At 58.4% G+C, this 25,602-nt stretch carries 26 protein-coding genes; 11 read left to right on the top strand and 15 right to left on the bottom strand.

What is annotated here, in order from left to right; all coding sequences use genetic code 11:
• Positions 1 to 40 precede the first annotated feature (40 nt).
• From csx15 to KTAU_RS03405, 3 genes are all read right to left on the bottom strand, one after another.
• Positions 41 to 442: a CRISPR-associated protein Csx15 gene (gene csx15, locus KTAU_RS03415; protein WP_151727033.1), complete on the bottom strand. Its 402-nt coding sequence runs from the start codon at positions 440 to 442 to the stop codon at positions 41 to 43.
• Between the two features lie 92 nt (positions 443 to 534).
• Positions 535 to 1,455 (bottom strand): restriction endonuclease, encoded by a 921-nt coding sequence (locus KTAU_RS03410; RefSeq protein ID WP_151727032.1) that lies wholly within the window; start codon positions 1,453 to 1,455, stop codon positions 535 to 537.
• 210 nt (positions 1,456 to 1,665) lie between these two features.
• Positions 1,666 to 2,553 carry a CRISPR-associated ring nuclease gene (locus KTAU_RS03405; RefSeq protein ID WP_151727031.1) on the bottom strand — a complete coding sequence of 296 codons (888 nt, stop codon included), beginning with the start codon at positions 2,551 to 2,553 and terminating at the stop codon, positions 1,666 to 1,668.
• A 59-nt stretch (positions 2,554 to 2,612) separates the two neighbouring features.
• On the opposite strand from KTAU_RS03405, the gene KTAU_RS03400 reads away from it, so the two are divergent.
• The 4 genes from KTAU_RS03400 (at position 2,613) to KTAU_RS03385 (ending at position 7,223) form a co-directional block, all read left to right on the top strand.
• Positions 2,613 to 3,827 (top strand): CRISPR-associated protein Csx3, encoded by a 1,215-nt coding sequence (locus tag KTAU_RS03400; protein WP_151727030.1) that lies wholly within the window; start codon positions 2,613 to 2,615, stop codon positions 3,825 to 3,827.
• Positions 3,828 to 4,032: 205 nt separating this feature from the next.
• Positions 4,033 to 4,353: a DUF805 domain-containing protein gene (locus tag KTAU_RS21860; protein ID WP_170292938.1), complete on the top strand. Its 321-nt coding sequence runs from the start codon at positions 4,033 to 4,035 to the stop codon at positions 4,351 to 4,353.
• Positions 4,354 to 4,768: 415 nt separating this feature from the next.
• Positions 4,769 to 5,443, top strand: a complete 675-nt coding sequence (locus tag KTAU_RS03390; RefSeq protein WP_151727029.1) for a response regulator transcription factor — start codon at positions 4,769 to 4,771, stop codon at positions 5,441 to 5,443.
• A gap of 151 nt (positions 5,444 to 5,594) precedes the next feature.
• Positions 5,595 to 7,223, top strand: coding sequence for a sensor histidine kinase (locus KTAU_RS03385; protein WP_151727028.1), 1,629 nt, complete (start codon positions 5,595 to 5,597; stop codon positions 7,221 to 7,223).
• A 40-nt stretch (positions 7,224 to 7,263) separates the two neighbouring features.
• Here KTAU_RS03385 and KTAU_RS03380 read toward each other — a convergent pair whose 3' ends face one another.
• A complete protein-coding gene (locus tag KTAU_RS03380; RefSeq protein ID WP_151727027.1) occupies positions 7,264 to 7,722 on the bottom strand; it encodes a hypothetical protein in 459 nt (152 codons plus the stop codon).
• Between the two features lie 401 nt (positions 7,723 to 8,123).
• Between KTAU_RS03380 and KTAU_RS03375 the strand changes: the two genes are divergently transcribed.
• On the top strand, positions 8,124 to 8,891 hold the full coding sequence (locus KTAU_RS03375) for an SDR family oxidoreductase (protein ID WP_170293022.1): 768 nt from the start codon (positions 8,124 to 8,126) through the stop codon (positions 8,889 to 8,891).
• Between the two features lie 102 nt (positions 8,892 to 8,993).
• Here the strand turns inward: KTAU_RS03375 and KTAU_RS03370 are convergent, their stop codons facing one another.
• The gene (locus tag KTAU_RS03370) at positions 8,994 to 10,988 is read right to left on the bottom strand and encodes a chloride channel protein (protein WP_151727025.1); all 1,995 of its coding nucleotides are present in this window, start codon (positions 10,986 to 10,988) and stop codon (positions 8,994 to 8,996) included.
• 2 nt (positions 10,989 to 10,990) lie between these two features.
• Positions 10,991 to 11,491, bottom strand: a complete 501-nt coding sequence (locus KTAU_RS03365; RefSeq protein ID WP_151727024.1) for a MarR family winged helix-turn-helix transcriptional regulator — start codon at positions 11,489 to 11,491, stop codon at positions 10,991 to 10,993.
• A 247-nt stretch (positions 11,492 to 11,738) separates the two neighbouring features.
• Here KTAU_RS03365 and KTAU_RS03360 point away from each other — a divergent pair, with 247 nt between their 5' ends.
• Entirely contained in the window at positions 11,739 to 12,608 is an 870-nt protein-coding gene (locus KTAU_RS03360) for a CHRD domain-containing protein (RefSeq protein ID WP_151727023.1), read from the top strand.
• Between the two features lie 82 nt (positions 12,609 to 12,690).
• Here the strand turns inward: KTAU_RS03360 and KTAU_RS03355 are convergent, their stop codons facing one another.
• The gene (locus KTAU_RS03355; RefSeq protein WP_170293020.1) at positions 12,691 to 13,629 is read right to left on the bottom strand and encodes a CPBP family intramembrane glutamic endopeptidase; all 939 of its coding nucleotides are present in this window, start codon (positions 13,627 to 13,629) and stop codon (positions 12,691 to 12,693) included.
• Positions 13,630 to 13,735: 106 nt separating this feature from the next.
• Between KTAU_RS03355 and KTAU_RS03350 the strand changes: the two genes are divergently transcribed.
• From KTAU_RS03350 to KTAU_RS03335, 4 genes are all read left to right on the top strand, one after another.
• The gene (locus KTAU_RS03350; RefSeq protein ID WP_151727021.1) at positions 13,736 to 14,116 is read left to right on the top strand and encodes a GntR family transcriptional regulator; all 381 of its coding nucleotides are present in this window, start codon (positions 13,736 to 13,738) and stop codon (positions 14,114 to 14,116) included.
• 42 nt (positions 14,117 to 14,158) lie between these two features.
• Positions 14,159 to 15,268 (top strand): DUF1648 domain-containing protein, encoded by a 1,110-nt coding sequence (locus KTAU_RS03345; protein ID WP_151727020.1) that lies wholly within the window; start codon positions 14,159 to 14,161, stop codon positions 15,266 to 15,268.
• A gap of 108 nt (positions 15,269 to 15,376) precedes the next feature.
• Complete coding sequence (locus KTAU_RS03340) at positions 15,377 to 16,999, top strand: FAD-binding oxidoreductase (protein WP_151727019.1); 1,623 nt, start codon at positions 15,377 to 15,379, stop codon at positions 16,997 to 16,999.
• A gap of 256 nt (positions 17,000 to 17,255) precedes the next feature.
• Entirely contained in the window at positions 17,256 to 18,029 is a 774-nt protein-coding gene (locus tag KTAU_RS03335; protein ID WP_151727018.1) for a 3-hydroxyacyl-CoA dehydrogenase, read from the top strand.
• Between the two features lie 57 nt (positions 18,030 to 18,086).
• Here the strand turns inward: KTAU_RS03335 and KTAU_RS03330 are convergent, their stop codons facing one another.
• From KTAU_RS03330 to KTAU_RS03295, 8 genes are all read right to left on the bottom strand, one after another.
• Positions 18,087 to 19,676, bottom strand: a complete 1,590-nt coding sequence (locus tag KTAU_RS03330; protein WP_151727017.1) for a PAS domain-containing sensor histidine kinase — start codon at positions 19,674 to 19,676, stop codon at positions 18,087 to 18,089.
• A 112-nt stretch (positions 19,677 to 19,788) separates the two neighbouring features.
• Positions 19,789 to 20,733 (bottom strand): mechanosensitive ion channel family protein, encoded by a 945-nt coding sequence (locus KTAU_RS03325; protein ID WP_151727016.1) that lies wholly within the window; start codon positions 20,731 to 20,733, stop codon positions 19,789 to 19,791.
• Positions 20,734 to 20,973: 240 nt separating this feature from the next.
• Entirely contained in the window at positions 20,974 to 21,351 is a 378-nt protein-coding gene (locus KTAU_RS03320) for an anti-sigma factor family protein (protein ID WP_151727015.1), read from the bottom strand.
• On the bottom strand, positions 21,348 to 22,034 hold the full coding sequence (locus tag KTAU_RS03315) for a sigma-70 family RNA polymerase sigma factor (protein WP_151727014.1): 687 nt from the start codon (positions 22,032 to 22,034) through the stop codon (positions 21,348 to 21,350). The genes KTAU_RS03320 and KTAU_RS03315 overlap by 4 nt, the downstream gene beginning before the upstream one ends.
• 287 nt (positions 22,035 to 22,321) lie before the next feature.
• Positions 22,322 to 22,516, bottom strand: coding sequence for a hypothetical protein (locus KTAU_RS03310; protein WP_112428634.1), 195 nt, complete (start codon positions 22,514 to 22,516; stop codon positions 22,322 to 22,324).
• Between the two features lie 139 nt (positions 22,517 to 22,655).
• The gene (gene amaP, locus KTAU_RS03305; RefSeq protein ID WP_151727013.1) at positions 22,656 to 23,231 is read right to left on the bottom strand and encodes an alkaline shock response membrane anchor protein AmaP; all 576 of its coding nucleotides are present in this window, start codon (positions 23,229 to 23,231) and stop codon (positions 22,656 to 22,658) included.
• A 103-nt stretch (positions 23,232 to 23,334) separates the two neighbouring features.
• Positions 23,335 to 23,802, bottom strand: coding sequence for a hypothetical protein (locus KTAU_RS03300; RefSeq protein WP_151727012.1), 468 nt, complete (start codon positions 23,800 to 23,802; stop codon positions 23,335 to 23,337).
• Positions 23,803 to 23,822: 20 nt separating this feature from the next.
• Positions 23,823 to 24,314, bottom strand: a complete 492-nt coding sequence (locus tag KTAU_RS03295) for an Asp23/Gls24 family envelope stress response protein (protein WP_151727011.1) — start codon at positions 24,312 to 24,314, stop codon at positions 23,823 to 23,825.
• Between the two features lie 598 nt (positions 24,315 to 24,912).
• Between KTAU_RS03295 and KTAU_RS03290 the strand changes: the two genes are divergently transcribed.
• Positions 24,913 to 25,602 (top strand): response regulator transcription factor, encoded by a 690-nt coding sequence (locus KTAU_RS03290; protein ID WP_151727010.1) that lies wholly within the window; start codon positions 24,913 to 24,915, stop codon positions 25,600 to 25,602.

The raw sequence follows: 25,602 nt of genomic DNA, 5'->3' as shown, positions 1-25,602 counted from the left end.
CCTGAGCTGTGCGGCGGTGGAGGCGGCCTGCATCCGATCACTAACGATCAGTGTGCTGATTAGCCAGGCGACGCATGCGTGCCTGATCCCGCAGCTCTTGCAGGTTGACTATTTCAGCTACTTCGTAGTCGGTAGCTCCGTGGTGGCGAGGGCGCAAACGGATGACTGAGGGAAAGTGACCCATGCGCCCATGAAGCTCGGCCAGCAAGGCTGTCGCTACAGGTGAGTAGCCGGGAGGGTTGATCAAGATGGGAAGCGTTTGCCACTCTTCGGCTGTGAGATTGGCTCGATTGGCGATGGCTACCACCTGGGGGGCCAGTTCTTTGGTTTCATCAATGCGGACGGGAATAGAGCGGACCTCTTCGATTCGCACGATAAGGCGCTCGTCGATCTGACGCAGCTGCTCTTCGGTCAATGGGTGAGCAAAATTTAAGATAATCACGGCCTTTCTCCTGTATTGGCGAAGTGTCGCTTGAGTGGGTCTTTCCCAAAGAGATGAGCAGAACTCGGAGGGGGTGGCAGCCCCCTCTCGCCTCAGCGTAGCACTTGAGCGATCTCGCTCAGGAATTTCTGGCGATCCTCTTCGGAGAGTTTCCCATCTCTATAGGATTCTAGTACAATCGTGTTGATACCTGTAAGCTCAATGAGTTCTTTATGGATCGACGGGAGAGGCACATTTAGAATATAGAAGCGTTGTACATAGGTGCCGAGCTGCCTTGTACTGGTAGCGAGCTGCTTGATGGCTTTTGTATCGATGTTTACTTGCTTTCCTGCTGGTGCTTTTTCTTTATGCTTTATCTCAATCACTCCATACCGCTGCCGAAAACGTAGCATGATATCTATCTCGATCTGGCTGTCCCCAATGTGCACTTGCTGACGAACTTCATAGCCATCGGCTCTCAAAAGATCGGCCAGGGTCTGCTCGAAACGGGAGCCTTCGTCATCTTTTCCTTTTGCATCTTCACTCCACTTACCTGGTCCGAGGTGTAAGTCCAGGATGTCTTCAAGGGTGAGCTGCTCGCAAGAAAGATCACTGAGCCTGACCTGCTGAGGTCTACCGTTCTGCCACTCATACTCTATAAGGTTACCCTGTTTCAGTTCGCTTTGGAAGTAGCACATGGGGGCTTGCCATTCCTGGGCGACCTGGTAGGCAGCAAATGACATGACCTTGGTCCCGCCCGTCGGGTTGAACAGGCAATCCTGCCCTGCTAGCTGCATTGGCTCCAAGTATTTCTTTAATGCATTTGCTGTTTTGTCTAGATCATATGGTTCTACGCAGAGACCGCTGACAGCGCAATTAAGGTCGCCATGCTTTTGGACAGTTTTCTGAAATCTGTCAAAAGCCTGGCGGGTAGTGCTTGTGTACAAACAAAGGACGTGAGCGGGTTTGTAATGGAGAAGTGGTAAGAAATTAGGTAGGGTTTGTTCGCCCATCAAAGCAATCATCGTTACCATGAGGACCAGCTCCTTCTCCTCTCTTTTTCAGAGGCAGACGTCTGAGCTGAGCGAGCTGCAAGCGGCAAAGGGACGGACGAGTTGCTCTCAACTCAGAAAGTACGATCCAGTTTGCGAAGAACTGTTAATCTCTTTATACTCGAGCAGGTCAGGGGAAGCTTCCTCAAAGGCGATGAAATTTCTCATAATGTCTTTGGAAGACCCGTATCATTATAGGATAGTATCGTTGTCTTGCTCCTGCTCTACTATCCGGGCGAATTTCTCACGCAGGAAGTGGTAGTCCAGCGAGTCTTGCTCAGGAAGCTCCCAGGCTTGACGACACAGGCTCAGCAGGACTGTCTTGTGAGAATGAACGGTCGTCTCGCTCAGGTGCAGCTCTTCTGCGACCTGCTTTGGGCGGAGGCCTCTGGCGAAGGCGCGAAGCACGCGCTGCTGCGCCGGAGTGGCCTGGCTAAACACTGTCCGACAGCGACGCCAGTCCTCAGCAGCGGCTTGCTGACGCTGCTGCTCGTAGATGGCGCGGAAAGAGAGGGAAGGGGAGTAGAGAAAAGGGCCTATCGTGGGCAGGGGCACCTTGATCAGCCGGTGGCCTGTGTCAGGAGGAATGTGCATCTGGCGTCCTTCATCAACCTGCTTTTGCACTTCCCAGGGGGTGTAGAGATGCCAGATATGATCATGGTGACCGAAATTGAAAATGGCGACTGAAATGGCCAGCAGTGTCATCAGGCGCTTACCACCGCTGACAGAGAGGTGGATCACATAATCGCGGCGTTTGTAGTCACCGAGCAAGCGCTGGAGAAAGTTGAGGGAGGCGTCGATCTGGAGATCGGTCTGAATATCCTCTATCGGCTGTCCATTCAGCTCAAGTGCTTGCGACGAGAAGGAGATAGTCTTCTGAGCTGCCCGGTAATAATGACCTGAGAATTCACTGGCCAGCAGTTTGCACGCCTTACTCAGGCGCAGATCTCCCCTGGTGGCAGGGTGGACAACCACTACTTCACTAATAGGGAACCCTTTGGCTAAGAGAAGATCGAGCGTAAAAGTCACAATCTGGGGTTGGCCCCCCAATGTAGCGATCAGTACGTGCTTTTTATCCATTATCTTGCTCCTTTTGTTGGTTAGAGACTTTCCTATGTTGTAAAAGGAGGTAGCAACAGATGGTTTCGCTCCCTGCAGTGCTTATCGCTGGGACACCGCACTCTGGAAAATCTGTGCTGGCGTACTATCTCTGCCAGGCACTCTGTGAGCGGAAAATTCCCCATTATCTGCTCAGGGCTTGCCCTGATGGGGAAGGCAACTGGTTCTATAGCGCTGATCCAGAGCGGGTCGGCTCGATTCGCCAGAAACATGAGGGTCCCTGGCCTGAGAGCTTTCGCGCTCGTATTCAGGCTGATTTGCATCATCGTCGTCTTCCTCTCCTTGTCGACATCGGGGGGAGGCCATGTGAGTCTGATCAAGTGCTGCTAGAAGAATGCACCCATGCTATTCTCCTGCGGCGTGCCGATCAGCCTGTCGAGGCTCAACAGTGGCTTGACTTCATCAATACGTGCCAATTGGAGCTGCTTGCTGATCTTTCCTCAACGCTCAAAGGCGAGTCGAGCCTGAGTAGCCGCGAGCTGGTGCTGGAAGGAACCATCAGTGGCCTGGAGCGCCAAAAGCCTGTGTCCCCCGGTCCTGTGCTTGACGAGCTGATCGCACGACTCTCCTCTCTTTTCAAGACGCCTGATCTGCAGAGAATTGAAAATGAATATCGCCACAATGCCCCTGTGAGGCCCGTCGTTGACTTAGACAAAGAGCTGTCGTGTCTCCGTCCAGAGGCGAAGCGTTGGGAGCCAGACTTGCTAAGCCAGCTCCTGCGGTCGCTCTCTCCGGGGACCCCCTTAGCTGTGTATGGCAGAGCGCCAAATTGGCTCTACGCTGCCCTGGCCGCTTTTGCTTATCCTGCCGAGTTCTATCTCTTTGATACGAAACTTCCCTTGGCCTGGGTGCAACCAGTGGAAGTCAAGCTGGCGGACAACGGTAGTCATCCTGATCTTCACGTGCGGGTGGAGGAATACGATGATTTCTGCTTGCTGGACTTCTCTCTCCCCAGCAAACGTCTGGAGTATTGGCAGCCTCAGCCGCTACCTCTGCCCTCAATTCCCCGCGGCAAAGGACTCGTGGTAGATGGTCCTCTCCCGTTCTGGCTGCTCACAGCGATTATACGCTTCTATCTCCGTCATATGCACCTGTTTGATCTGCCCTGGATTGCTCCCGTCTATGTTGCCAGTGGGGAAGGAAAAAAGCCCATTATTGTCTGGTCGCGCCTTCCTGACCATTCTCCAGGAGAGGCTTATCCCACGATGCCTGGAGATAAGCCGCCCATTGGCTAGGGCTCCGCTTTTTATGGAAGCTGGTCCTAAGCTCGTCTGCAATTAGAGACGCTCTCTGGCGTTTACCCATTGAGTGGACTGGATTGCTCTCCTATCAAGCGCGGCGGCGCTCGCGAGTACCGGCAAGGCCCACTTCACTTGTCATAATGAGGGTTAATGCTGACTTTAGCTTGAGCCTACAACAGCGACGAGAAAGGAGTACGGAATGTCCTCGGATTCTATCACTGCAGCTTTTACATCTACATTACTCTTTTCCTGTATAATTGGGTTGATTGTTGCTGTTTTCGGCGTACTGATCTTCTGGCAAATCTTTTCCAAAGCTGGCTACAGCGGCGCCTGGGCCCTGTTGATGCTGATTCCGGTGGCTAATATAGTAGCCCTCTGTATTCTGGCTTTCGGTCGCTGGCCTGTCCGAGAAGAACTTGAGCAGCTGCGCGCCTATGTCGGTCAGTGGCATGGCGGCGCCACGCCACCAGGCGCTGCACCCGGTTCCTTCTCTCGACCCGGCATCCCTCCACAGGGCTGATCCCGTCGACGAGCTGGAGCTGATTGGCCCGGCAAGCCAGCCTCTCTGAGGACAGAGCCGGGCCACGCCCCTTAACCTTGCTCTTTCCCGCTTTCCTGCCTCGCAACTCCATGTCCTCCCCTCTCCGGCGGAGGATACTCTCGCTGCTCGCTCTCAAACTACGCTATAATAAAAAAACTACTGTGCACTCTCAGATCCATCTCAGACGATTCTCAGGATTCATTCATTGGAAGCTGGCATACTGGGTCTGAGGAAGGAGGCAGAAGGGTGCGCTCGCTTGCAGCTTGTTGGGTTCCCCCTCTCTCCCTCTCTATGACTCAGTAGATCCTGGTAAGGCGTTTGCCTGGCTCGACGGTGACTGTAGCGTCACTGGCCACTGGCCAAGGCGACTCACCAGTAGCCCGGAGAGAGGCCTATGAAGGCGCATATCCTGGTTGTTGACGATGATCCACGCATCACCAATCTCCTGCGCAGAATTTTAGCCTACGAAGGATACAGTGTGGCCATCGCCGCTACGGGCGATGAGGCCCTGATGCGCAGCCTGGAGCATCCACCCGATCTAATGATCCTCGACATCATGCTGCCCGGGATCGACGGGCTGGAGGTTGTCCGCCGCCTGCGCGCCGCCGGCGATACGATGCCTGTCTTGATGCTCACCGCGCGCGACGCTATTCCCGATCGCGTGAAGGGCTTCGAAATGGGGGCCGACGATTATCTGGTCAAGCCCTTCGCTCCCGAAGAACTCCTGGCACGTGTCATGGCTCTCCTGCGTCGTAGCCAGACCGAGCGTAGCGAGGTATTGCGCTATGCCGATCTCACCCTGGACACCGGTACGCGCCTCGCCTACCGTGGGCAGCGCGAGATCGAACTCTCCCCGACCGAGTATGAGCTACTGGCGCTCTTTCTGCGCCGTCCGCGGCAGGTTCTGACTCGCGACCTGATTATGGAACGGGTCTGGGGTCTCGATTTTGAAGGCTCTTCCAATGTGCTGGAGGTCTATATTGGCTACCTGCGCTCGAAATTGGAGGCTGGCGGCGAGCCGCGGCTCATCCATACAGTACGCGGCATTGGCTATGTACTCAAAGAGTAAGTTCCTCCAGTGAGCGGCAGGCCGGACTTTGCCCCGGAGGCCACTCTTGCCGGCCAGGACTTGTTGCTGACCTGGACCCTCTTGCAACCGACAGCGCTGCGACCAGAGTCACGGCTGCGTTGCTTGAACTCAAGGAAAATGGAAGAAGTGTATGGGTGAGATTGGTGCTAGTCGGGCGGCTGCCCGCTTGCGGGCCATGCCACACACATTGCGTCTGCGCCTGGTCTTCTGGTATGGTCTACTGCTGACGATCACACTGGTAGCCTTCGGCTCCCTGATTTTCCTCCTGGCAAGCAGTGCTCTCAATCAGAGCGTGGTCACAAACACGCGCGTCGTCGGTCATGCTGCCCTGCTGGATGTCGAGCGACAGCTGCAACCGACTCCACCTTATATGCCTCTCAATCCTGACCTTCACGATATTGATCTCTATCGCACACCAATTGTGATTGCGCTCCTGACCCCCAATGGTCAGGTCCTGTATTCCTCGAACGGCAGCCAGCTCAATATGCTGCCGCGCAATAGCGCAGCCTGGAATGCGGCCCTGCGTCGCCAGGAGGCCTGGTATACGACCGAAGTCAACGGCGACCGACTGTACGTCGGCGTGCTTCCTGTCTGCCAGACCAAGACAGCGAACGCGCTGCCTTCTAATGTCAGTGCGACAGCAGCTCCCACCTGCCAGGGGCCGCTCGTGGGTCTCCTGCTGGTGGCCAAGTCCTTTAATGACGTCGATAATATCCTCCTGTTGCTCAAAACTTTGCTCGTGGTAGCCAGCGCTGTCATTCTGATCGGCGCCCTGGCGGGTGGCTGGTTCATTGTCAGTCATGTGCTCCGCCCTCTGGAAGGCGTCGTAGCGACAGCCCGCGCCATCAAGGAGGCCACGGCTCGCGGTACCCGTATCGGCGATCTGAGCTTGCGCGTCCCACGTCCGCGCCGCCACGACGAAATCGGTCTGGTCATCGATTCATTCAACGCAATGCTCAGTGATCTGGAGCACGCGGTCCGGGCCCAGCGCCGCTTTATTGCCGACGCTTCCCACGAGCTGCGTGCCCCTCTTACCACTATCCAGGGCAATCTTGCCTTCCTGCAGCGCCATATCGATGAGCTGCCGCCCGAAGAGCGGCGGACCATGCTCGGCGACGCCCATAGCGAAACGCTGCGCCTTGCGCGCCTGGTAGATGATCTCCTCCTCTTGGCCCGGGCCGATAGTAGCTTCGCCCATCAGAACCCCGAGGAGACGCTCGCTCCTGGCAGCAATGGCCGCCGTGCTCTCTCCCCAGTTGTTGAGCTAGACCGTATCGTTCTGCATCTCATTCGTCAGCTGCGTCTTCGTCTCCAGGCGGAGGATTCACCGCTCAAGCTAGAAATAGGTCATATTGAGCCGGTACGTGTAAGAGGTGAAGAGGAGCAGTTAAGGCGTCTGATACTTATCCTACTGGATAACGCGCTTAAATATACCCCCGCTGAGAATGAGCAGCAACCCGGGCGCGTAGTAGTCTCGCTGGAGCGCCTCGGCCATGAGGCCGTTTTGCGCGTCAGTGATACGGGGATTGGCATTGATCCCGCTGATCTCCCCCACATCTTCGAGCGCTTCTATCGTGCGGATCGGGCCCGCCAGCGCCCGGGCACCGGCCTCGGCCTGGCCATTGCCCGTACGCTCGTCGAGCAATTCGGCGGTCGCATCGGAGCCGAGAGCGTGCCCGGTGAAGGCAGTACCTTCAGCGTCTGGCTGCCCATTGCCTCACCGAGCAGCCAGGGCAGCTCAGCGGCGCTGGGAAGCTGAAATCATGCGCTACGACTGGGTCTCAGCACTCCTTGTAGAACTACTCTGGCCTCTCCTCCTGCCTATGAGACGGGGGCTGGTCGCTGGCTGGCTGCGCCAGATCCTCGGGATAGGTGAGGTCGAAGAAGGGCGATGGCTGCTCAGTACGAATATTAGGAGCATAGGGTCCACGCCGCTCGCGGCCTGCATGGGCATCGTAGGCGCCATGCCCTTGGAGAAGGGCCACCGCCTTGCGTGCGCTGGCCGGAGGCAGTCCGGCAACACGCACGGTCACCAGAGCATGCCCCTCGCTGAATTCTTGGGCATAGAAGCGGGCCTCTTCGTCGGGAATGCCAGCTTCTATGAGATACCTTAAGTCCAATTGGGGCCGATCCATCTCCTGGGGATTAGCCAGGCTCACATAGTCAGCCCCGAAGCCTTGCGCTCGCAGGCTGTCATAGGCTTGCCGGGCCTGGTCGACATCCTCGAAAACGCCGACAACAACGCTGCTCTCTGCCATGTCTGCTTTCGTCCTCTCCTCTCTTCGGATTATGTGCGGGCAAGACCGCAGGCCATCGCCCGCTCGCTTGCTTGTCCGCTGTCTGGCGGTGCAACCCGGAAGGGCAACCTCCTCGATATTGCCCGCTCGCTCAGTACCCGCCAGTCACTCTCACGAGGATTCCACGCAGCGGGCGTCCTCGCAGTGACTCTGCCATAGGGAAGGTGAAACCGAGGCAGGATCAGCCCCGGCTGGCTCTTATTGACCTGGAGCACGCTGCGGGCGGAGCCAGGGACCCAGATCCACCGTGTTCTTCAATGAGGAGTCTGGCCAGACCTCTCGATCGGTGAGTAGATGAGATATGAGGTGCGGGATCATTTGTTGTAATTTCTAATAGTCTCATAAAGAAGGAGAAGATGAGTATGCAACTCAATGAGAAAGTCGCCCTGATCACGGGAGGCGACAGCGGCATCGGACGCGCCATTGCGCTGCGCTTTGCTGGCGAAGGCGCGCGCGTTGCCATTAGCTATGCCCACGCTGCAGAGAAAGCCGCGGAAGTCAAACAGCTCATCGAACAAGCCGGGGGGCAGGTTCTGGTGGTGCAGGCTGACGTCGCGCAATATCGGCAGGCGCTGGCTCTGGTCGAGCAGACAGTCGAGCACTACGGACACCTTGATATTCTGGTTAACAATGCTGGCATGGAGATCCATCGTCCTTTTGTTGACGTCTCCGAAGAGGAGTTCGATCGGGTGCTGGGGATCGACCTGAAAGGAGCTTTTTTCTGTGCCCAGGCGGCGGCCCGTCAGATGATCAGGCAGGGCAGAGCGGGACGCATCATCAATATCTCTTCGGTTCATGAGGATCTGCCCATGCCGCTCAATGTGCCATACTGTTGCGCCAAGGGAGGCCTGCGCATGCTGACGCGCACGATCTGTCTGGAGCTGGCTCCTCATCAGATTACAGTTAACAATATTGCCCCTGGGGCCATTGATACCCCGATCGATGCTGATGTCAAAGCTGATCCTCAGAAGTACCAGGCGCTGCTGGCGGAGATTCCACTCCATCGGATGGGTCAGCCGGAGGAGGTAGCCGCTCTGGCCCTCTATCTGGCCTCGGACGCCGCGGCCTACGTCACTGGCGCCACCTTTGTCATTGATGGGGGCCTCATGCGCAATACAGGCTCACTGTAGCCGCGGCGTCTGGTTGCTGGCAAGTCGATAGGCCAGAGGATGGCTGGCCTGCCTGGGTCTGGCTTTATTGACCAGATTTGGCTGACGCGGGGCCGCCGCTGGTCAACGATGCGTTTGCTCCTCCTCGCTGCTTTCCCGATTGGGTGGGGGCAGATGCTCCTCGCGCAGGCGCAAGGCGCGTAGTCGTGTCCCGAAAGGGAAAAGCAGACGAATGCGCAGAACACGCTCGCGCCGTTGCTCCTCGATCAGCGTGCGCACCCGGGCCTGCAACAGATCGCTGATCGAGACCAAACCAACCAGCCGCCTACTCTCCCGCTCGACCACCGGCAAGCGTGTCAGACCTGTTGCGGCCATGCGATAGACTACCAGACGCAGCGGTTCATCAGGATGGCAGATTACCGGCTGACGTCGGATAGCCTGAGCCAGTAAGTGCCCATCCTGTTGCTCCGCCTGTCCCTCGTGAGCAAGCAGCTCTAAATCGCGCCGCGTGAGCACGCCAACGAGGCGCGCCTGCTCATCAATTACAGGGTAGAGGCGCTGGCCATGCTGGGAGGAGGTGTGTCTCAGCGATTGCAGCAGCTCTTTCTGAGGCAGCGAGGCGGGTAGGGCCACAATGCTCGTGCGCATCACTTCACGGATAAAGATGATTTCTAATGGATCGATGGAGTACTCGCGCGTCAGGTGGTAGCCACGGCGGCTGACCTTCTCCGTCAAGATCGAGCGTCGCATCACCAGGACCGTAAAAGCGTGGGCTATTGTCACCGCGATCAGCAGCGGGAGCAAGGCATTCACATCGTGAGTCAGCTCCAGCATGAAGACGATTCCGGTAAACGGTGAGCGCATGGTTCCGCCGAGAATAGCCCCCATGCTCACAAGGGGCCAGAAACCTGGCCCCTCGGCAGGCAGCAGGGGCGTTAGCAGTCCTCCGAGAGCGCCTCCCATCAACAGGAGGGGAGCCAGTACGCCGCCGGAAGTACCCGAGCCGAGTGAGATGGCCCAGATTGCCGATTTGACCAGCAGAACACCCAGAATGATAGTCAAAGGGACAGTGCCCTGAAGAAGGGCACTGATCGTGTCATAGCCTACGCCGAGAGCCTGGGGAAAGATCAGTCCGCCAAGCCCGATAGCTAGCCCCCCGATGGCCGGCCACCACATCCAGTGGATGGGCAACCGGCGAAAAGCGTCCTCTGAAGCGTAGACCGCCACCGTCAACAGGGCCGAGAGCGCCCCAGCTAGCAGCCCAACGACGAGGCAACAGAGTATGGCCTGGGGGCCGATGAAGGCTGGGTGTGGTGGCGTTGGAAAGAGCGGCCCCATGCCGATCAGGTAGCGCCGCAACACAGCGGCAGTGGCACTGGCCAGGGCCACCGGAATCATGCTGCGCGGCTTCCACTCGAAGAGGAGCAGCTCCACGGCGAGCAGGACCGCCGCCACAGGCGAGGCGAAGGTTGCTGACATCCCTGCCGCGGCACCGGCGACCAGCAGTGTCTTGCGCTCAGCGCTGCTCAGATGGAAGAGCTGAGCGATCATCGAGCCAAACGCACCTCCGGTCATAATAATGGGTCCCTCGGCACCAAAAGGGCCGCCGGAGCCGATTGAGATGGCCGAGGAGAGCGGCTTGAGAAAGGCGACACGCGGCTGCACGCGGCTCCCGTTAATGAGAATCGCCTCAATGGCTTCGGGAATGCCGTGACCGCGTATGCGCTCAGACCCATAGCGTGCCATGAGGCCAATGATCAGGGCCCCGATGACTGGAACCAGTACCTCGAAAGGGCCAAGGCGATTGCTCGCTGGGGAGATCAGGGAGGTATCGAAACGCTGATAGAAGAAGAGATTAGTAAATAAGCCGATGAGACGTAGCAAGATGAGAGCGACGACCGCTCCCAGGGCGCCGATGGCGATGGCCAGCAGCGCGATGAAGATGACGCGTGGCGTGGTGGTAAAGTCGCCCAGGGGTCTGCTGCTCTCTTCCTGGTTCTCGCCCCTTAATGCCTGGAGCAGGGTCTGCCAGGAACCCGCTCGCCGCCCTGATTGTTGGTGGCCCACGCCGGCGGCGGTCTGCCCTGTCGGATCTCCTGCAAGATCACGTTCAATCATTGCTATTTATCCTCTTGAACCACTTGATCCTCTTGATCCATGTTCTTGTGATGAGACTCACTCTCCTGCAGCGTGGTGGCTAGGGCACTGTCCGTGAGAATAGCCTTCAGTGCAGCGACCAATGCCGGCCCAATAATTTGCAGCTCGGCCCGATGATAGGCAGCCAGGGTCTGCAGCACCTCCTCGCCGCGTGGTGTGAGCGAGAGAATGACCTGGCGCTGATCGAGCATGTCACGCTGCTTGCTCACAAGGTCGCGCTCGACCAGACGGTTGATCAGCTCAACGGCGCTATGATGCTGGATCTGCAGTCGCTCGGCTAGCTCGGTGATGGTAGCTTTGCGCCCTTCGGGCAGCCCTTTGAGGGCTAGCAGGAGCTGATAGTGCTGCGGCTCCAGGCTGGCTTCACGTGCAACCTGCTCGCTGAAGCGCAGGAAGCGTCGGATCTGATAACGGAACTCAGCCAGGGCGCGGTAGTCGATGGGCGGGTCCTGCTTGGATGACATGAGCGCTCTCATTCTGGGACGCAATTCTATCGTATTACGATAGAATTGTACGGCGTGGGGTGCGCTCTTGTCAAGATGACAGCGGTTCCCTGTTCGTATAGTCTCGAATGGAGAGATCTATTTCATTTGTATTTATCTTTTTGATATCTTTCGTATTGTGTAGGCTATTATAATCTACTTATGAGTAAAGCACAATAATATCGTTATATAGTTGAAAAACATTTTTGTCGTGAAAGGAGGAAGCAACATGAACGCTCTCAAATCGAGAGCTACCGCCTGGGCTGGTGCCCTGGGGGGGCTGGCGCTGCTGTTCATGCTGGTGGCCTGTGGAGCTGCCACCCCTTCCAGCGGAGCGGCGCCGAACAGAACAGCGGTGGCGGCCACCTTTGCCAGTGTCGTCTTTAAGCACATGCCGACGGGGACAGCGCAGCTGATCTGGACACCGCAGGATCATAGCCTGACTGTCAAAGTCAGCATGCAGGGATTAGTGCCGGGCACCAGTCATCCGGCGCACATTCACAAAGGGAGCTGTCAGCATCCGGGACCAGTTGTCTATCCCCTGCCGATGCTACGTGCCGACGAGCACGGTCAGGCCAGCATTACCGCCGTTTTCAAAGGTGAGAGCGAGGGCATTCCCGCGACTGGCTGGTATATCAACGTCCACAATGGGCCGACTGCCGTGACTGCAGCTCAGATTCAATCGATCTCTTGTGGCGACATCAGCAATCCAGCGGGTTCCTCGCCCAAGAGTCGGCAGCAGGTCAATGTGGCCCTGGGCGAAGATATTGCCCCCAACCAGGCTATCAAGGGGCAGGCCCAGCTTCGCCTGGAGGAGCGCACCCTCACTATTCACGTCTCCGTCAGCGGGTTGGCTCCTGACTCAACCCACGATTTCCAGCTGCATGCTGGCAGCTGCAGCAGCATGGGGCAGCTGCTTTACAATCTCCAACCCCTGAAGGCCAATGCGCGTGGCGAGGCCGATGCCAGTCTGACGGTGAAAGGGATCAAAGCCATTCCTGCCAGTGGTTGGTATTTGGTCCTCTATCAAGCCAGCGGAGCCTCGGTGGAGGCCAATAGCGATATCATTGCCTGTGGGGATGTGGTTCCCGCTATTTAAGCACACTGCTTACTGCTCTGTGGGCGGAGAGGGCAAGCCGCGGACATAGCCAGCCAGGGTCAGGCAACTGCCACTGGCTGTGTCACTGGCTGGCTCTCTCTTGTTGTTTTCCAGCTACCAGACATGCCCTGGCTCCGGCAGTGGCCGCCTTCGTCTGCAGGCCCGCCTGGAGACGTCCGCTCAGCATAAGCCAGAAGGCCAGGCAGCCCAGCAGGAGGATGGAAAGTACGCCGTTGTCGGCAACCACGAAGAACTGCGAGTTGCCGGCGAAGAGCATCACGCTGAGGTTCCCTCCGATAGTGTTGGTGGCGGCATGGGCCAGGCTGCTGGCCCAGATGCTACCGCTGCTAAGGCGTAGCCAGCCGAAGATGATCGACAGCACGATTGTGAACAGGATGAATAGCATTGCCCCCCACCAGGGATTAGGGTAGCCCTCGTAGCCCATGAAGATCAGGGGCAGATGCCAGCACCCCCAGATCACTCCCGTGGCGATCGCTGCTAGCTGCGGGTGCCCCGCGAAGAGACGCAGTTGCAGATAGCTACGCCAGCCAAACTCTTCGCCCCAGAGTACCGGTGTGGCTACCACGGCTGAGATCAGCAATTGAAGCAGCAACACAGGCCAAAGCGCCAGGGGCAAAGGCCCAATGTGAACTGCGGGAGCATAGAGCTGGAAGAAGTGCTGTAAGGTGAAATCTGGCCTGGCTATGCCCAGAAGCAAGCTAGCGCTGACAATCAGAGTCATGTTAATGAGCGGTAGCAGAAGAGCGATCAGATAGTAACGCCACTTTCCTCCGCGCAGCGAGAGCCGCAAGCCGGCGTCGCTCAGCCCTTCGCGCGTCACCCACAGGCGCACGATCAAGGCCGCAATGGCTGGCATCAAGCCGCCAGGCAAGAGAAGCACTTGAAAGAACGGGCTGTTCACTGGTATCCTCGCGAGCATGTCCATACTCCAGCAAAGCCAGGCTCCTACAAAAGTGATCAGCAGGTAAACGACGATTCCTGTTCGCTGGCTTTTCTCCATGATGGCGCTCGTTCTCCTTTCCTCATCCCCTGGTCGACCTGGGGGATTGCCTCTTTGTGCCATTTGTTATATAATAGATATAACAAAAAGTCAAGGCGAGCTGGCGATGTTGATCTTCATCGAACCCGAAAGTGAGAAGCCGATCTACCAGCAGATTCGCGATCAGATCGTTGAAGGAATTGCCCGCGGCGAGCTGCTGCCGGGGACGGGGCTGCCGTCGATCCGGCAGTTAGCTGCCGATTTTGGCATTAATCTGCACACTGTCAACAAAGCCTACGAGCTGCTGGAGCGCGAGGGCTTTCTGCAGGTGAGGCGCAAGACGGGGGCAGTGGTCCAGCCGCGTGGTCGCCTGGCCGAGGATTGGGAGGCGCGCCTGCGCACGCTGCTGGCGGAGGCGCTCGCTCAGGGACTGCCCGCTGAAGAGATTCTGGTGCGCTGTCAGCGCGTGCTGGCTACACTGACTGAGCGTGAACAGCCCGATCGGTAGCTGGCTCAGCAGGAAGGAGAAAGAGGGAAAAGCATAGAAGCCATGAATGCTCTTTACACCTGTATCAATGTTCTCATGCTCATCTGGATCGTCATGATCTGCTGGCTCTGGCCAGATCTGGCCTTGCCAACCTTGCCTTTCGGGGTGCGCGTCCCGCCGACGCATGTGAACGAAGCGGTGATTGCGCAGTCCCGGCGACGCTATCACCTGGCGCTGTTGCTGACTGGATTGGCCGAGTTGCTGGTTCTCCTGCTGGTGGCCTTCTTCTTGCCTCTCTGGGGGCAGATCTGGGTCATGCTCGGTGTGCTGTTAGGGACAGTTGCCATCGCGGGGATCAGCTACGCGCTGCTCAATCTGAGGCTCCGGCGTATCAAAGAGCAGGAGGGCTGGTATGCGGGCCTCCGCCAGGCGGTCGCGATTGAGGTTGGAGTCTCCGAGCAGCGCGGCTGGCCCTCGCCCTTCTGGCTTGGGCTGGATCTCCTGCTGCTGGTAGCGCTCTGGGTCGTGACGGTCGTACGTTATCCGGTTCTGCCGGAGCGCATCCCTCTTCATTTTGGCCCCGACGGTCAGGTGAATCGCTGGGGCGGAAAACAGGAGCTACTCTTGTTCTCCTTGCTGGCCCTGGCGCTCAATATTCTGCTCCTTGGTTTAGCGCTCGCGCTGCCTTTGGGGGGCCGGCAGCTCGACCCTGCGGACCCAGAGCAGGCGCGTCGCGATCGGCAGCGCAGGCAGCAGGCGCTGCGCAATCTGCTGGCCTCCGTGCTGGGGATCGTGAATCTCTGCTTTTTGCTGATTCTCTTACTGCTCACGCAGGTCATTCCACCGACAAATCTCAATGTAATGCTCATGGTAGTCCTGCTGCTGATTCTACTTCTTGGGCTGGGGGGGCTGATGGTCTTCTATCTGATCCGTGCCAGGCCCTCCCAGGCCTACGCGCTGCGCACAAACTATGTGGCGCGCGATGACGATCGCTACTGGAAAGGAGGCCTGGTCTATATCAACCGCGATGATCCTGCGCTGTTTGTAGAAAGGCGCTTAGGAATGGGCTGGACTCTCAATCTAGGCCATCCACTTGGCGTGGCGTTGATGCTTGTCATCCTGCTCGTGGTGGTTGCTGCTCTGCTGCTTGGCCTGCTACTTGGGCAGCGCTGACGGAAGGTGAGGGAGGGCTGGGGGAGGTCATGTGCTACAATCAGGAGAGAAGGGCTGGGCTTGCCAACCTGCCCGTTTTCCAGTCTTTCCTGCGTCAGGAGCAGAAGCATGAGCGCGAGACGGCGCAAATTCTGGGGCTGGGGCTATGAGGGGGACATCCTCAGTAAGGAGGAACTGAGCTGGCTCGAAGAGACATGGGCGGCCTTCTTCGGTGTAGATCAGTTCGAGGTCACCCCGCCACCAACGGTGGAAGAGATTGATCTGCCTCCTCCGCGTCTGAGCATCCCCTCTCAGCTCGCGGCCATTTGTACTACGGAACCCTATGAACGACTGCGCCATACCTATGGTGCTTCTTTCCCCGACTCTGCCCGCGCCTTTGCACGCGACTTTTCTCATCCGCCCGATGTGGTGGCCTATCCGCGCAACGTTCAGGAGATCACAGCCCTGCTCGACTGGTGCTATGCTCAGGGTATTGTCACGATCCCCTTTGGCGGGGGCACGAGCGTCGTGGGCGGTGTTGAACCACCACCGGTGGCGGAGCGGGTGCTGACCATTGATCTGACACGCATGCAGCGTGTGCTGGAGATAGATGAAGCATCACAGGTGGCACTGATCGAGGCCGGAGCTGCCGGCCCGGTGCTGGAGGAGCAATTGCGGCCCGGCGGCTGGACGCTGCGCTTCTTCCCTCAGTCCTTCGAGTTTTCGACCCTTGGGGGCTGGATCGCTACGCGCGCTGGTGGCCACTTCGCGACCCTGGCGACCCACATCGACGATCTGGTCGAGAGTGTCGAGCTGGTCACACCGCGGGGGGTGATCGTCTCACCGCGCTTCCCTGCCTCGGGGGCTGGACCCGACCCGCTGCGGCTCTGGCTTGGTTCTGAGGGTATTCTTGGCCTGATCACGCGCGCCTGGGTGCGCATTGTGCGACGTCCGCGCTTCCGTGCCTCGGCCAGCGTGCGCTTTGAGGAGTTTGAAAAGGCCAGCGAGGCCGTGCGCGCCATTGCTCAGGCCGGCCTCTATCCTGCGAACTGTCGCCTGCTTGACCCCTGGGAGAGCCTGGGCAGTGGTCTGGGCAATGGGAGGCAGGCGTTCCTGGTGCTGACCTTTGAGTCGGCGGACCATGCGCTTGATCCCTGGCTGCAGCGTGCGCTGGAACTGTGCGCCGACTATGGGGGCGCCACGGAGTCGCAGGCGAGTGAGAGCGGACCGGGGGAGAGCCACCGCCAGGGGGCTGCTGGCCGCTGGCGCCAGCGTTTTTTGCGCATGCCCTGGTATCGGGAGGCTATGACGGCGCGCAGCATCATCACGGATACCTTTGAGACCGCTGTGACCTGGGAGCGCTTTCCTCGCCTGTATGAGCAGGTACGCCTCACTACTGCGCAGGCCATTCGCGAGGTGACCGGCAAAGCCGGTTGGGTCAGCTGTCGCCTAACGCATGTCTATCCCGACGGGGCGGCGGCCTATTTCACCTTCTGCGCCCTTGGGAAGAAGGAGGCTCTGGTACAGCAGTTCTGGGAGATCAAGCGCGCGGCCCTGAATGCTGTGACCGAGCATGGGGGGACGATTACCCACCATCATGCCGTCGGACGAGATCATCGCCCCTGGTACGATCGTGAGCGGCCCATGCTTTTTGCTGAGGCCCTGCGCGCGACCAAGCAAGCGCTCGATCCGCGCTGGTTGCTCAATCCCGGTGTACTGCTGGACCCGCCTGCTGGTTCTGGCGTGATATAGTAGTAGTTATAAAGGGGCAACGGATGCCAGGCCAGCGAAGAGGCGGAGCCGGCCCCTGGTGAGGGTCTTCAGCCTCGGCTCACCTCTCTGCCCGGCAGCTATCAAAACCTTGCAAGGTATAAGAGCATTAGAGCGTGAACAATGCATTGAGTGCATGGAGGGAGCAGGAGGGGAGCCGGTGAGGAGAGAGCGCGCTCACTGGCCTGACCTGGTGTCCACAGTCAGCGTATGAAAGCAATGACGAGGGAGTATCAACGTGGAACTCAGTGGCAAAAGCGTCATGGTGACGGGAGGCGCCTCCGGACTGGGGGCGGCCTGTGTGCGGCTCTTTAGCCAGAGCGGTGCGCGTGTGCTCATCGCCGATATTAACAGTGAAGGTGGCCAGAAGCTTGCCCAGGAGATCGGTGCTGCGGCGCGCTTTGTGCAAACCAACGTTGTCGACGAAGCTTCAGTTCAAGCTGCTCTTAAAGAGGCTCAAGAGGCTTTTGGCGCTCTGCACGTCCTTGTCAACTGTGCCGGTATTGGCCTTGCCGAGCGCACGCTCGGCAAGCACGGACCCCATAGTCTTGAAGCCTTCACCCGGGTCATCCAGGTCAATCTAATCGGTACGTTCAACGCTCTGCGGCTGGCAGCGCAGCTCATGAGCAATAACGAGCCGAACACTGAAGGTGAGCGTGGCGTCATCATCAATACAGCGTCGGTGGCTGCTTTCGATGGGCAGATTGGCCAGGCGGCCTATTCGGCCTCCAAGGGAGGGATTGTCGGTATGACGCTCCCTGTCGCCCGTGACCTGGCGCGCAATGGCATTCGCGTTGTCACTATTGCTCCTGGTATCTTTGACACGCCGCTGATGGCGGCGCTGCCTGAACCGGCCCGCGTCTCCCTTCTGCAACAGGCGCCGTTCCCGCCGCGTCTGGGCAAGCCAGAGGAATATGCTCTGCTGGCGCGCCACATTGTCGAGAATCCGATGCTTAACGGCGAAGTCATCCGCCTCGATGGCGCGATTCGCCTTCCCTATTTGATTCGTTAAGGCAAGAAGCTGAGAAGAAGGGGCCGCTTTGTCCCGGGAGGCTGACGTCGTATCCTCCTAAGCGGCTCCTTCCCTGCTCTCTGCCTGTTGCATAGATTCCCTGGCCTCCTCTGTAGGAACAACCAGTGGCAAGGTGAACCAGAAGGTCGAGCCAACTCCCTCGCAACTCTCAACGCCCACCTCGCCACCTTGCTGCTGAATGAGACGCCGACTGATGTACAGGCCCAGCCCGAGGCTGGCGCCGGCGTTCTGATAGGGACGAATGCCAGGCACCTGATAGAAGCGCTCCCAGATATGCTCGCGAGCCTCATCGGGTAGGCCCGGGCCAGCGTCGCGCACCCAACAGCGCGCAACGATAGCGCTGCGCTCTACCCCTACCTCAATCGGCTGCTCAGGCGGCGAATATTTCAGCGCGTTAGTGAGATAGTTATGGACCACCTGCTCGATACGATCGCGATCGATATAAACCAAGAGAGACTCCTTCTCAGGTAATTTGAGCGCAATTATGCGCTGCGGAAAAGCCAGCTGCAAATCCTGGACTGTCTCGCGCACAATCTCCACTAGGTCCCAGTGAGCCAGGCGCAGCTCCAGGCTCTCATCCTGGTTGCGCGACATCTCCAGCAAATCATTGATCAAGCGGTTCTGACGGCGTAGATGTTGCTCGCCGCGCTCTAGTAGACCCTGAGCCTGCTCAAAGAGCTGGAGGCGTGTTCCCTCATCCAGCTCTGTCGAGTGTGCTAGCCGTTGCAGCAAACGGCGCGCAAGCTGAATATTACCCAGCAAGGCCGTCAGCGGCGTCTTCAATTCGTGGGTGGCCAGGCTCAAAAAAGCATCGCGCTGGCGCTCAAGCGCTGTTTGCTTGCTGATATCGAGCATAGTGCCGATATAGCCGGCGAACTGGAGGCTGGCATCGTTGTAGGGGGTGGTTCGAACCAGCATATCGTGATACTCGCCATCGGCTCCCAAGAGGCGAAACTGGGTCTCGTAAGGCTGCTGGGTGGTCAAGGCCATATGCCAGTGCTCCAGCACTCGTCGACGATCGGACGGATGAATCGTCGTGGTCCATTGCCAGCCCTGACACTGAGCTGAAGGGCGCCCGGTAAAGTGCTGCCAGGTCGTATTGAAATAGACAGCAGATCCCGTCGTATCGGTTTGCCAGATAATAATCGGGGCATGTTCAGCCAGGCTGCGGAAGCGCTCCTCGCTGGCCTTGAGGGCCGCCTCGGCCTGTTTGCGCTCGGTGATATCGCGCGAAATGGCTAACAAGCAGGTGATGCGTCCTTCATGATCAAGAAAAGGCGTGATGGTCACCTGCCACCAGCGAGGGGTGCCCTTCATGGTCGGACAGAAGCCCTCGAAATGCCCCACTCGTCCGGCGCGGGCCTCTGCCAGTGCCTGCTCGGCCAGGCGACGCCCCTCACCCGACCAGAACGTCACCCACTCGCTATTGAGGCAGCTGGCAACATCCTCGATCTCCAAAGCGCGGATACCGCCCTGATTGAGCCAGAGCAAGTGACCCTCGTGATCTAGCAGCTTAATGCAATCGGGACTCTGATCGATAATTTCGCGGGTGTGGCGCTCTTGCAGCAGTTGCTCAATAGAAGGGCCTCTGGCGGGAGGCCCCTCCTCTGGAAACGTTCCAGCCATTGTGGCTACTCCTCTTTTGCTGGGCGATCTGAATCCAGGTCGTAACGCTCTTCATTATGCCACTATTTTCGCTCTTTGGGGATTCTTCTCGGGTTTCCCCATGCTTACTCCCTCACTGCTCGCTCTCATGAGCGGCATCCGACGCTGAGGGGGCCGTGCCGGAGGTAGGCGATGATCCTGGCTTTCCTGCCTGTGGGCCGGCAGCCTCAGCAGCTTCAGACGCTGAGCTGGCTGGCCCACCCAGAATAATCTGGCGTAGAAAGAGCGTATTCGGGATCGAGAGCAAGCGGGTCTGACCCGTTTCGTCGCTGATCTCCAGGGTGGTGTACATGCCCGACGTTGCTTGAAAACGCCCCTGGTACCTGCCGAAGTGCAGCTCTTGACGCGAAGAAAAGTGACGGCGGATATAGTAGCCAGCGATAATATTGCGTGCTGCTTCTTGTGAGCCGATGCCGAAGCTTAAAGCAATAGCCAGACCCAGAGCCGCCAGCAGAATGGTAAAGCTCGTCGTGAGCACCGTTGTATCGATGCCGAGCAGCGAAATGGCGATGATTACCAGAAAGGCCAGCAGGACATATTCCACTAATGAGGCCAGCAGGCGACTGTAGGCGATATTGACACTGCGGGCCAGGGCCGCCACCGTTGTGGCCAGAAAACGCGCGCCCAGACCACCCAGCAGCACGAGTAGGGCGGCACTGATGGCCCGCGGCACAAAATGCAGAATAGCCTCTAGAAAGTCAACCAGGCTAGCAAACTCCAGTAGATGTGCGGCAGAAGTAAGAAAGCTTAATAGCAGAAAAAAGAAAACAGCGTTTGATAGAAAGCGTGGCACCGAAGGTGGGAGGCCAAGCCGGCGTAAGAATGCGGCAAAGCCGAGGCGCTCCCCAAGCTGCTGCGCTCCCACATGCTCCAGAAGAAAGCGCAGCCCCCAGCGTACCAGCAGACTCAGCACATAGCCGATGGCCAGCAGCAGCAAGCTATTAATCAGACGAGGAAGGAACGAAGCGATCTCCAGGAGTGTCTTGCTCAGGCTATCAATGACCGGTTGGATGTTCATAGCCTCTCTTCTTCTTTCCAGGTTACATCAGACCAGGATAATCGCTCACAGAGGCCATCTGTACTGAAGTGATGTCATAGCCGCCCCTCTCTCTCCGCCCTGTCCTGTCTGGCCGGTCATAGAGCCGAAGCGGTCAATCCGGCTCCGACTCGGACCTGGAGGACCAGTCTGACAGACGGACAGGAAGCAAGTCGAGACAAGCAGCCAACCGAGGTCGAGAAACGCGGGGCGGCTGGCTTATCAAGGCCCTGGCTCGACCTGCACCGAGGCAGAACCCTCGTTCCTCTCCCAGTCTGGAACCAGGAAAGCGCCGAGCATGTGCAGTAACTCTCTGAGCCAGGTGGTCAGGGCCAGGGCTGAAAGGTCGAGTAGCTCCAGGCTGCAGCGTTCTTGATGGAGGCGGGCCAGCACACGGCGTTCCAGGTTGACGGACAGGGGCACCGTGCCTTCACGCTGTCGCAAGACCTGGAAAAAAGCATGGACCTGGCGCGCGACCTCGAATTCGCGCCGACACTCAGGACAAACGGCGAGTGCTGCCCGGGCCTCCGCCTGCTGAGCTGGGGACAAGCTGCCGTCAACCAACTCGGGAAGAAGGGAGCGCAGTTCATCACAATTCATGGCTGCTCCTGAGCTCTCTGCTGCTGCCGTGGAACCGGCTGAGCCTGCGGCGAGGGACGCTGTCCCGAACGCTCTGGCCGAGGACGGGAACGTACCACTCGCGCATAATGGCTACAGAGCTTGAGAAAGAGACGCTGGAAGGCCAGCCGGGCTCGATGCAGGCGCATTTTGATAGCGCCCAGGCTCACGTCGAGCATGCGTGCTATATCGTCATAGCTCTGCTCTTCCAACTCACGCATTACAAGAATCTGGGCCTGCTCTCGCTCCAAAGTGCAGAGAACAGTATTAATACAGTCTCTCAGCTCGTTTCGCAACAGTTGTTCCTCTGGATGGGCCAGGGCGATTGCTGCTGCTGGCAATGGCTGAGCCTGCTCTGGCGACTGCTCGATGGAGGCAGTCCAGGGGTGGCGCCGACGCCGCTCCAGCGAATCCAGGGCGGCATTGGTCGCCATGCGATACAGCCATGTTGAGAACTGGGCGGGCTGTTTAAGCTGGGGCAAGGAGTAGTAAGCTTTGAGCAAGACATCGTGAGTGATATCCTCCGCTTCTTCGCGGTTAGCGACGATCCGAAAGACCAGGGTATAGATGCGCTGGGTATAGCGCCGAACCAGCTCCTCAAAGCTGCGCGTAGTCTCAGGCAGTTCGTGCTGGCAGCGCATTACCAGAGCAGCATCACTAAGCATACTCTCGTCCAAGGACGTATTCCACCTGCTAATGAGCAGGCATGACCGCCTGCATCAGGAGACCGGCCTCTCTCATCCCTTGCCTGGGCCATCTCCTTCCCTGCCTGGCTCTGCTCGGCTGGTGGGCCAGGCAGAGACCCAGGCCAGGAGTGAAGGCAGAGGAAAGGAGAGAGCAAGCGCCGCGCAATCCTTGGCGGTCATGCCAGGGCAGAGTCGAGGACGGGGCGAGAGAGTGAACGAGCGATCAGCCGATCGGATCAATTGAAAGATGATCGGCCTGGCTCGGCTCAGATCAGATCGCGCCGGCGTCCCTGCAAATCTTCCCAAAGGGTCACCACATTGATCTGGCCCTCGGCAATGCCGCCAACCAGCCAGCCCAGAAAGGCGAGCACGGCAACCAGGAGCGCGGCCCCAAAGCCAAAGGCTACCCAAACGACCCCGAGAGCAAAGCCTATCACCAGGCCTAAGGTACGGGCCGTCATCTTCTCACTTCCTCCTTTCATTGCATCTCAGCGCGTGAGACAGTACCTTGTCCAAGGCTAACAAGCCGACTACGACAACGGCTAGCTGACCGTCGGCCTGCCTGATCTGATCAGGCAAGGAACTGCTCCGTCACCTTCCTTAGCGAACACGTCTCCCCCGTCCGGGAGAGGCAACCTGTGTAGCAATCTCTACCCTGGCTACTGGCAAGCCGAGGTGATGCTGAAGGGACTGCTGCAGCTTCTCTTGAAGCGTCTTGCCTACCTCTGGCGCTGCCGCATCGGGAGAGATGGCGGCCTGAACGCGCACGCGCAGGCCCTGCTGCTCCTGGCGCACTGCTCCACGAGTTTCCAGAATACCTGGCACTGTCCCGGCGACATAACGCACCAGCTCATTCACGCTGCTACGCGTCACAGCGACCATGCCGCGGTTATCGTGCTGAATAACGAATTGGGCAGGCGCCCGTCTGCCCGGCAGCAGCTCCACGATGAGCAAGATCAGACCGACCAGGGCCAGACCTATCCCTACGAGAGTCGCAGTAGTAGCGTCGGCCTGGTTAAGATGGCTCAGGAACTCCCATTGCCGCTGTAAGAAGCCCCCCGGGCTAACCTGAGCCGCAGTGACCAGTCCCGCTTCCAGCAAGATGAGCACGATACCTGCCACCAAAGCCACCAGGCTCAAGAGCACAATCAACAGACGATTGAATATATTTCTCATAGCACTTCCTCAAAAAGCAGGAGAAAACGGCGTTCCCACTCGCCAACCAGGACAAGAGAACAGAAAAGAGAGGAGCGTGGGAGCGCGCGTCACCCAGGCAGCCTCAACGCACGTCGTCAAAGAAGACATTAATCGTCCGTGCAGGCTGTTGCCCAGCCTGGACAAGCGCACGCTGAATCACGATACGGATCTGCTCGCTCAAATCCAGCAGTGAAAGCTGATGGCTGCTGGCACTGGGTGCCCGTGGGTGCTGCTGAGGCTGAGTGCTGGCACTGCCCCCAGAATGTGGGAAGCCACCACTGTTACTGTGATGACCATCGCGGCGGACCGCAGGGCCACCACGTAAAGCTTGCTCAGCCAATACCACACGGACATCGACCTCCAGCGAGTCGGGCGTGGGGCGTTGTAAGACAACCCCACGCACGAACTCGCCAGGGCCATAGGTACCTTCGCGGGCAAAGCGACCCGCGCTTAGCTCTAGCACCGCTGGAATTTGACAGACCGCCTCTGCTACCGCCCGTGCCAGCGAGAGATCGTCAAGGCTCGTCGGGGTCGCTTGCTGCTCAGTCATACCCCTGGCCATCCTCTCCACTATTGCACACGCGGCTGATTCTGGCGTGCCTGCTCTTCAGGGAAGTAGAGGTCGGTCACGGCAATGTTGACCTCTTTCACCGTCAGGCCAGTCATGGCCGCCACCCGATTAATGATGTTCTGGCGCACCGCCGCCGCCACCTGGGGAATGCTCACCCCGTAGTCGACCACCATGTTCAGGTCGATGGCCGCCTCCTGCTGGCCCACCTCGACGTTGACACCAAGCGAGCGCGTATCTCCTCCGGTGACGCGACTGGCTAGACCGGCGATGGCCGCCCCCGCTCCGGCGGGCACAAGCTCGTGTACGCCATCAATCTCACGGGCAGCGATACCGGCAATCTTAGCCACAACATTGTCGGCGATAGAAGTCTTTCCCTGCGGGGTTATCGCCTCCAACCCGCGCCCCGTCGTTGCCGGGGCCATGCCACGAATCGAGCTTTGCGGCGCTGCCGTGGCTGTTGCGGTCGTCTGATCATCAGGACGATCTGGCATTTTTATAACCTCCTTTGATCGTTTGTGCGAATAACCATCGTTTTGCTGTTTTTCTGGCGTTGCCTCTGCCGTGGTCTTTCAGACAGCTCAGGTCCTGGACAAAAGGAAGATGGCTACGGAAAAGAGCCTGTCAGGCTGCTCTCATCTTTATGATAGAGAGGATGCAAATGTCCACCACCGAAAGAGAGAGACGGCAGAACTTTCAAAAAGTCACGCCTCTCTTCTCGCTGGCACCGACCAGTAGACGCCATCTTCCTGCTGCAAGAGAGACTCCAAAAACAAACACGGCTTGTCCCGGTTCAGCGTTTCTGCGTAGGGCGAAACAGCCTGCGCGCCTGGAGACTGCTGGCAGCTGAGGTTAACAAAGCTCCCACAATTTTCCAATCAAATTCTCATAAAGAGCTGCTATCCTGAGAAGGGCAGATTCCGGGAGCCAGCCGTTGGTCTCTTCCTCTTTGCTTCCAGGCAGTCTCTCCTCCGGTGCCGCCTGGGAGAAACTGGCAGGAGGGGAGAGGCAGAGGAGGCATCAATCCAGTGGCAGTGGCGTGAACCACTGCTTTGCTGCGCTGGCAAACGCGAGCATTCGGGGGAAGAAGGCATGCATATTCTTGTCATTGAAGATGAGAAGCGTCTGGCCTATCTCTTGCGCCGTGTGCTGCAGGAAGAGCGACACACGGTAGATCTGGCTCATGATGGTCAGAGCGGTCTTGATCTGGCACTTTCCGACACCTACGACGTCGTCATTCTTGATCTGATGCTGCCGGGCATCGATGGGTTGGAGATCTGTCGACAGATGCGGGCCGAGCACGTCACCACGCCAGTGCTGATGCTCACGGCGCGCGGTGCCATTGAGGATCGAGTGACCGGCCTCAATGTGGGAGCTGACGACTATCTCACCAAACCTTTTGCCATGGCCGAGCTGCTGGCTCGTATCAATGCTCTGCTGCGGCGGCGCGACCGCCGCTTCGACGATAACCTGCAGCTAGCCGTTGGTGACCTGACCCTCGACCTGGTTCGTCACGAGGCGCGCCGCGCAGGACGGGTCATTGAGCTGACGGCCAAAGAGTTCGCCCTGTTGGAATACCTGATGCGCCATCCTGGTCAGGTGTTGAGCCGCACGCAGATTATCAATGCGGTCTGGCGTTATGACATCGATGCTCTCTCCAATGTCGTTGATATCTATATCCACTACTTGCGTGAGAAGATCGATCAAGGTTTTGATTATCCCCTGATTAAGACCGTGCGTGGTGTGGGCTATAAAATCGAGGCGCGCGAGAGCGGCAAATAA

This window comes from Thermogemmatispora aurantia, assembly GCF_008974285.1.
Lineage (GTDB): Bacteria > Chloroflexota > Ktedonobacteria > Ktedonobacterales > Ktedonobacteraceae > Thermogemmatispora > Thermogemmatispora aurantia.
Note: the sequence above shows the minus strand (reverse complement) of the source record. Positions and strands in the feature narration are given on the sequence as shown.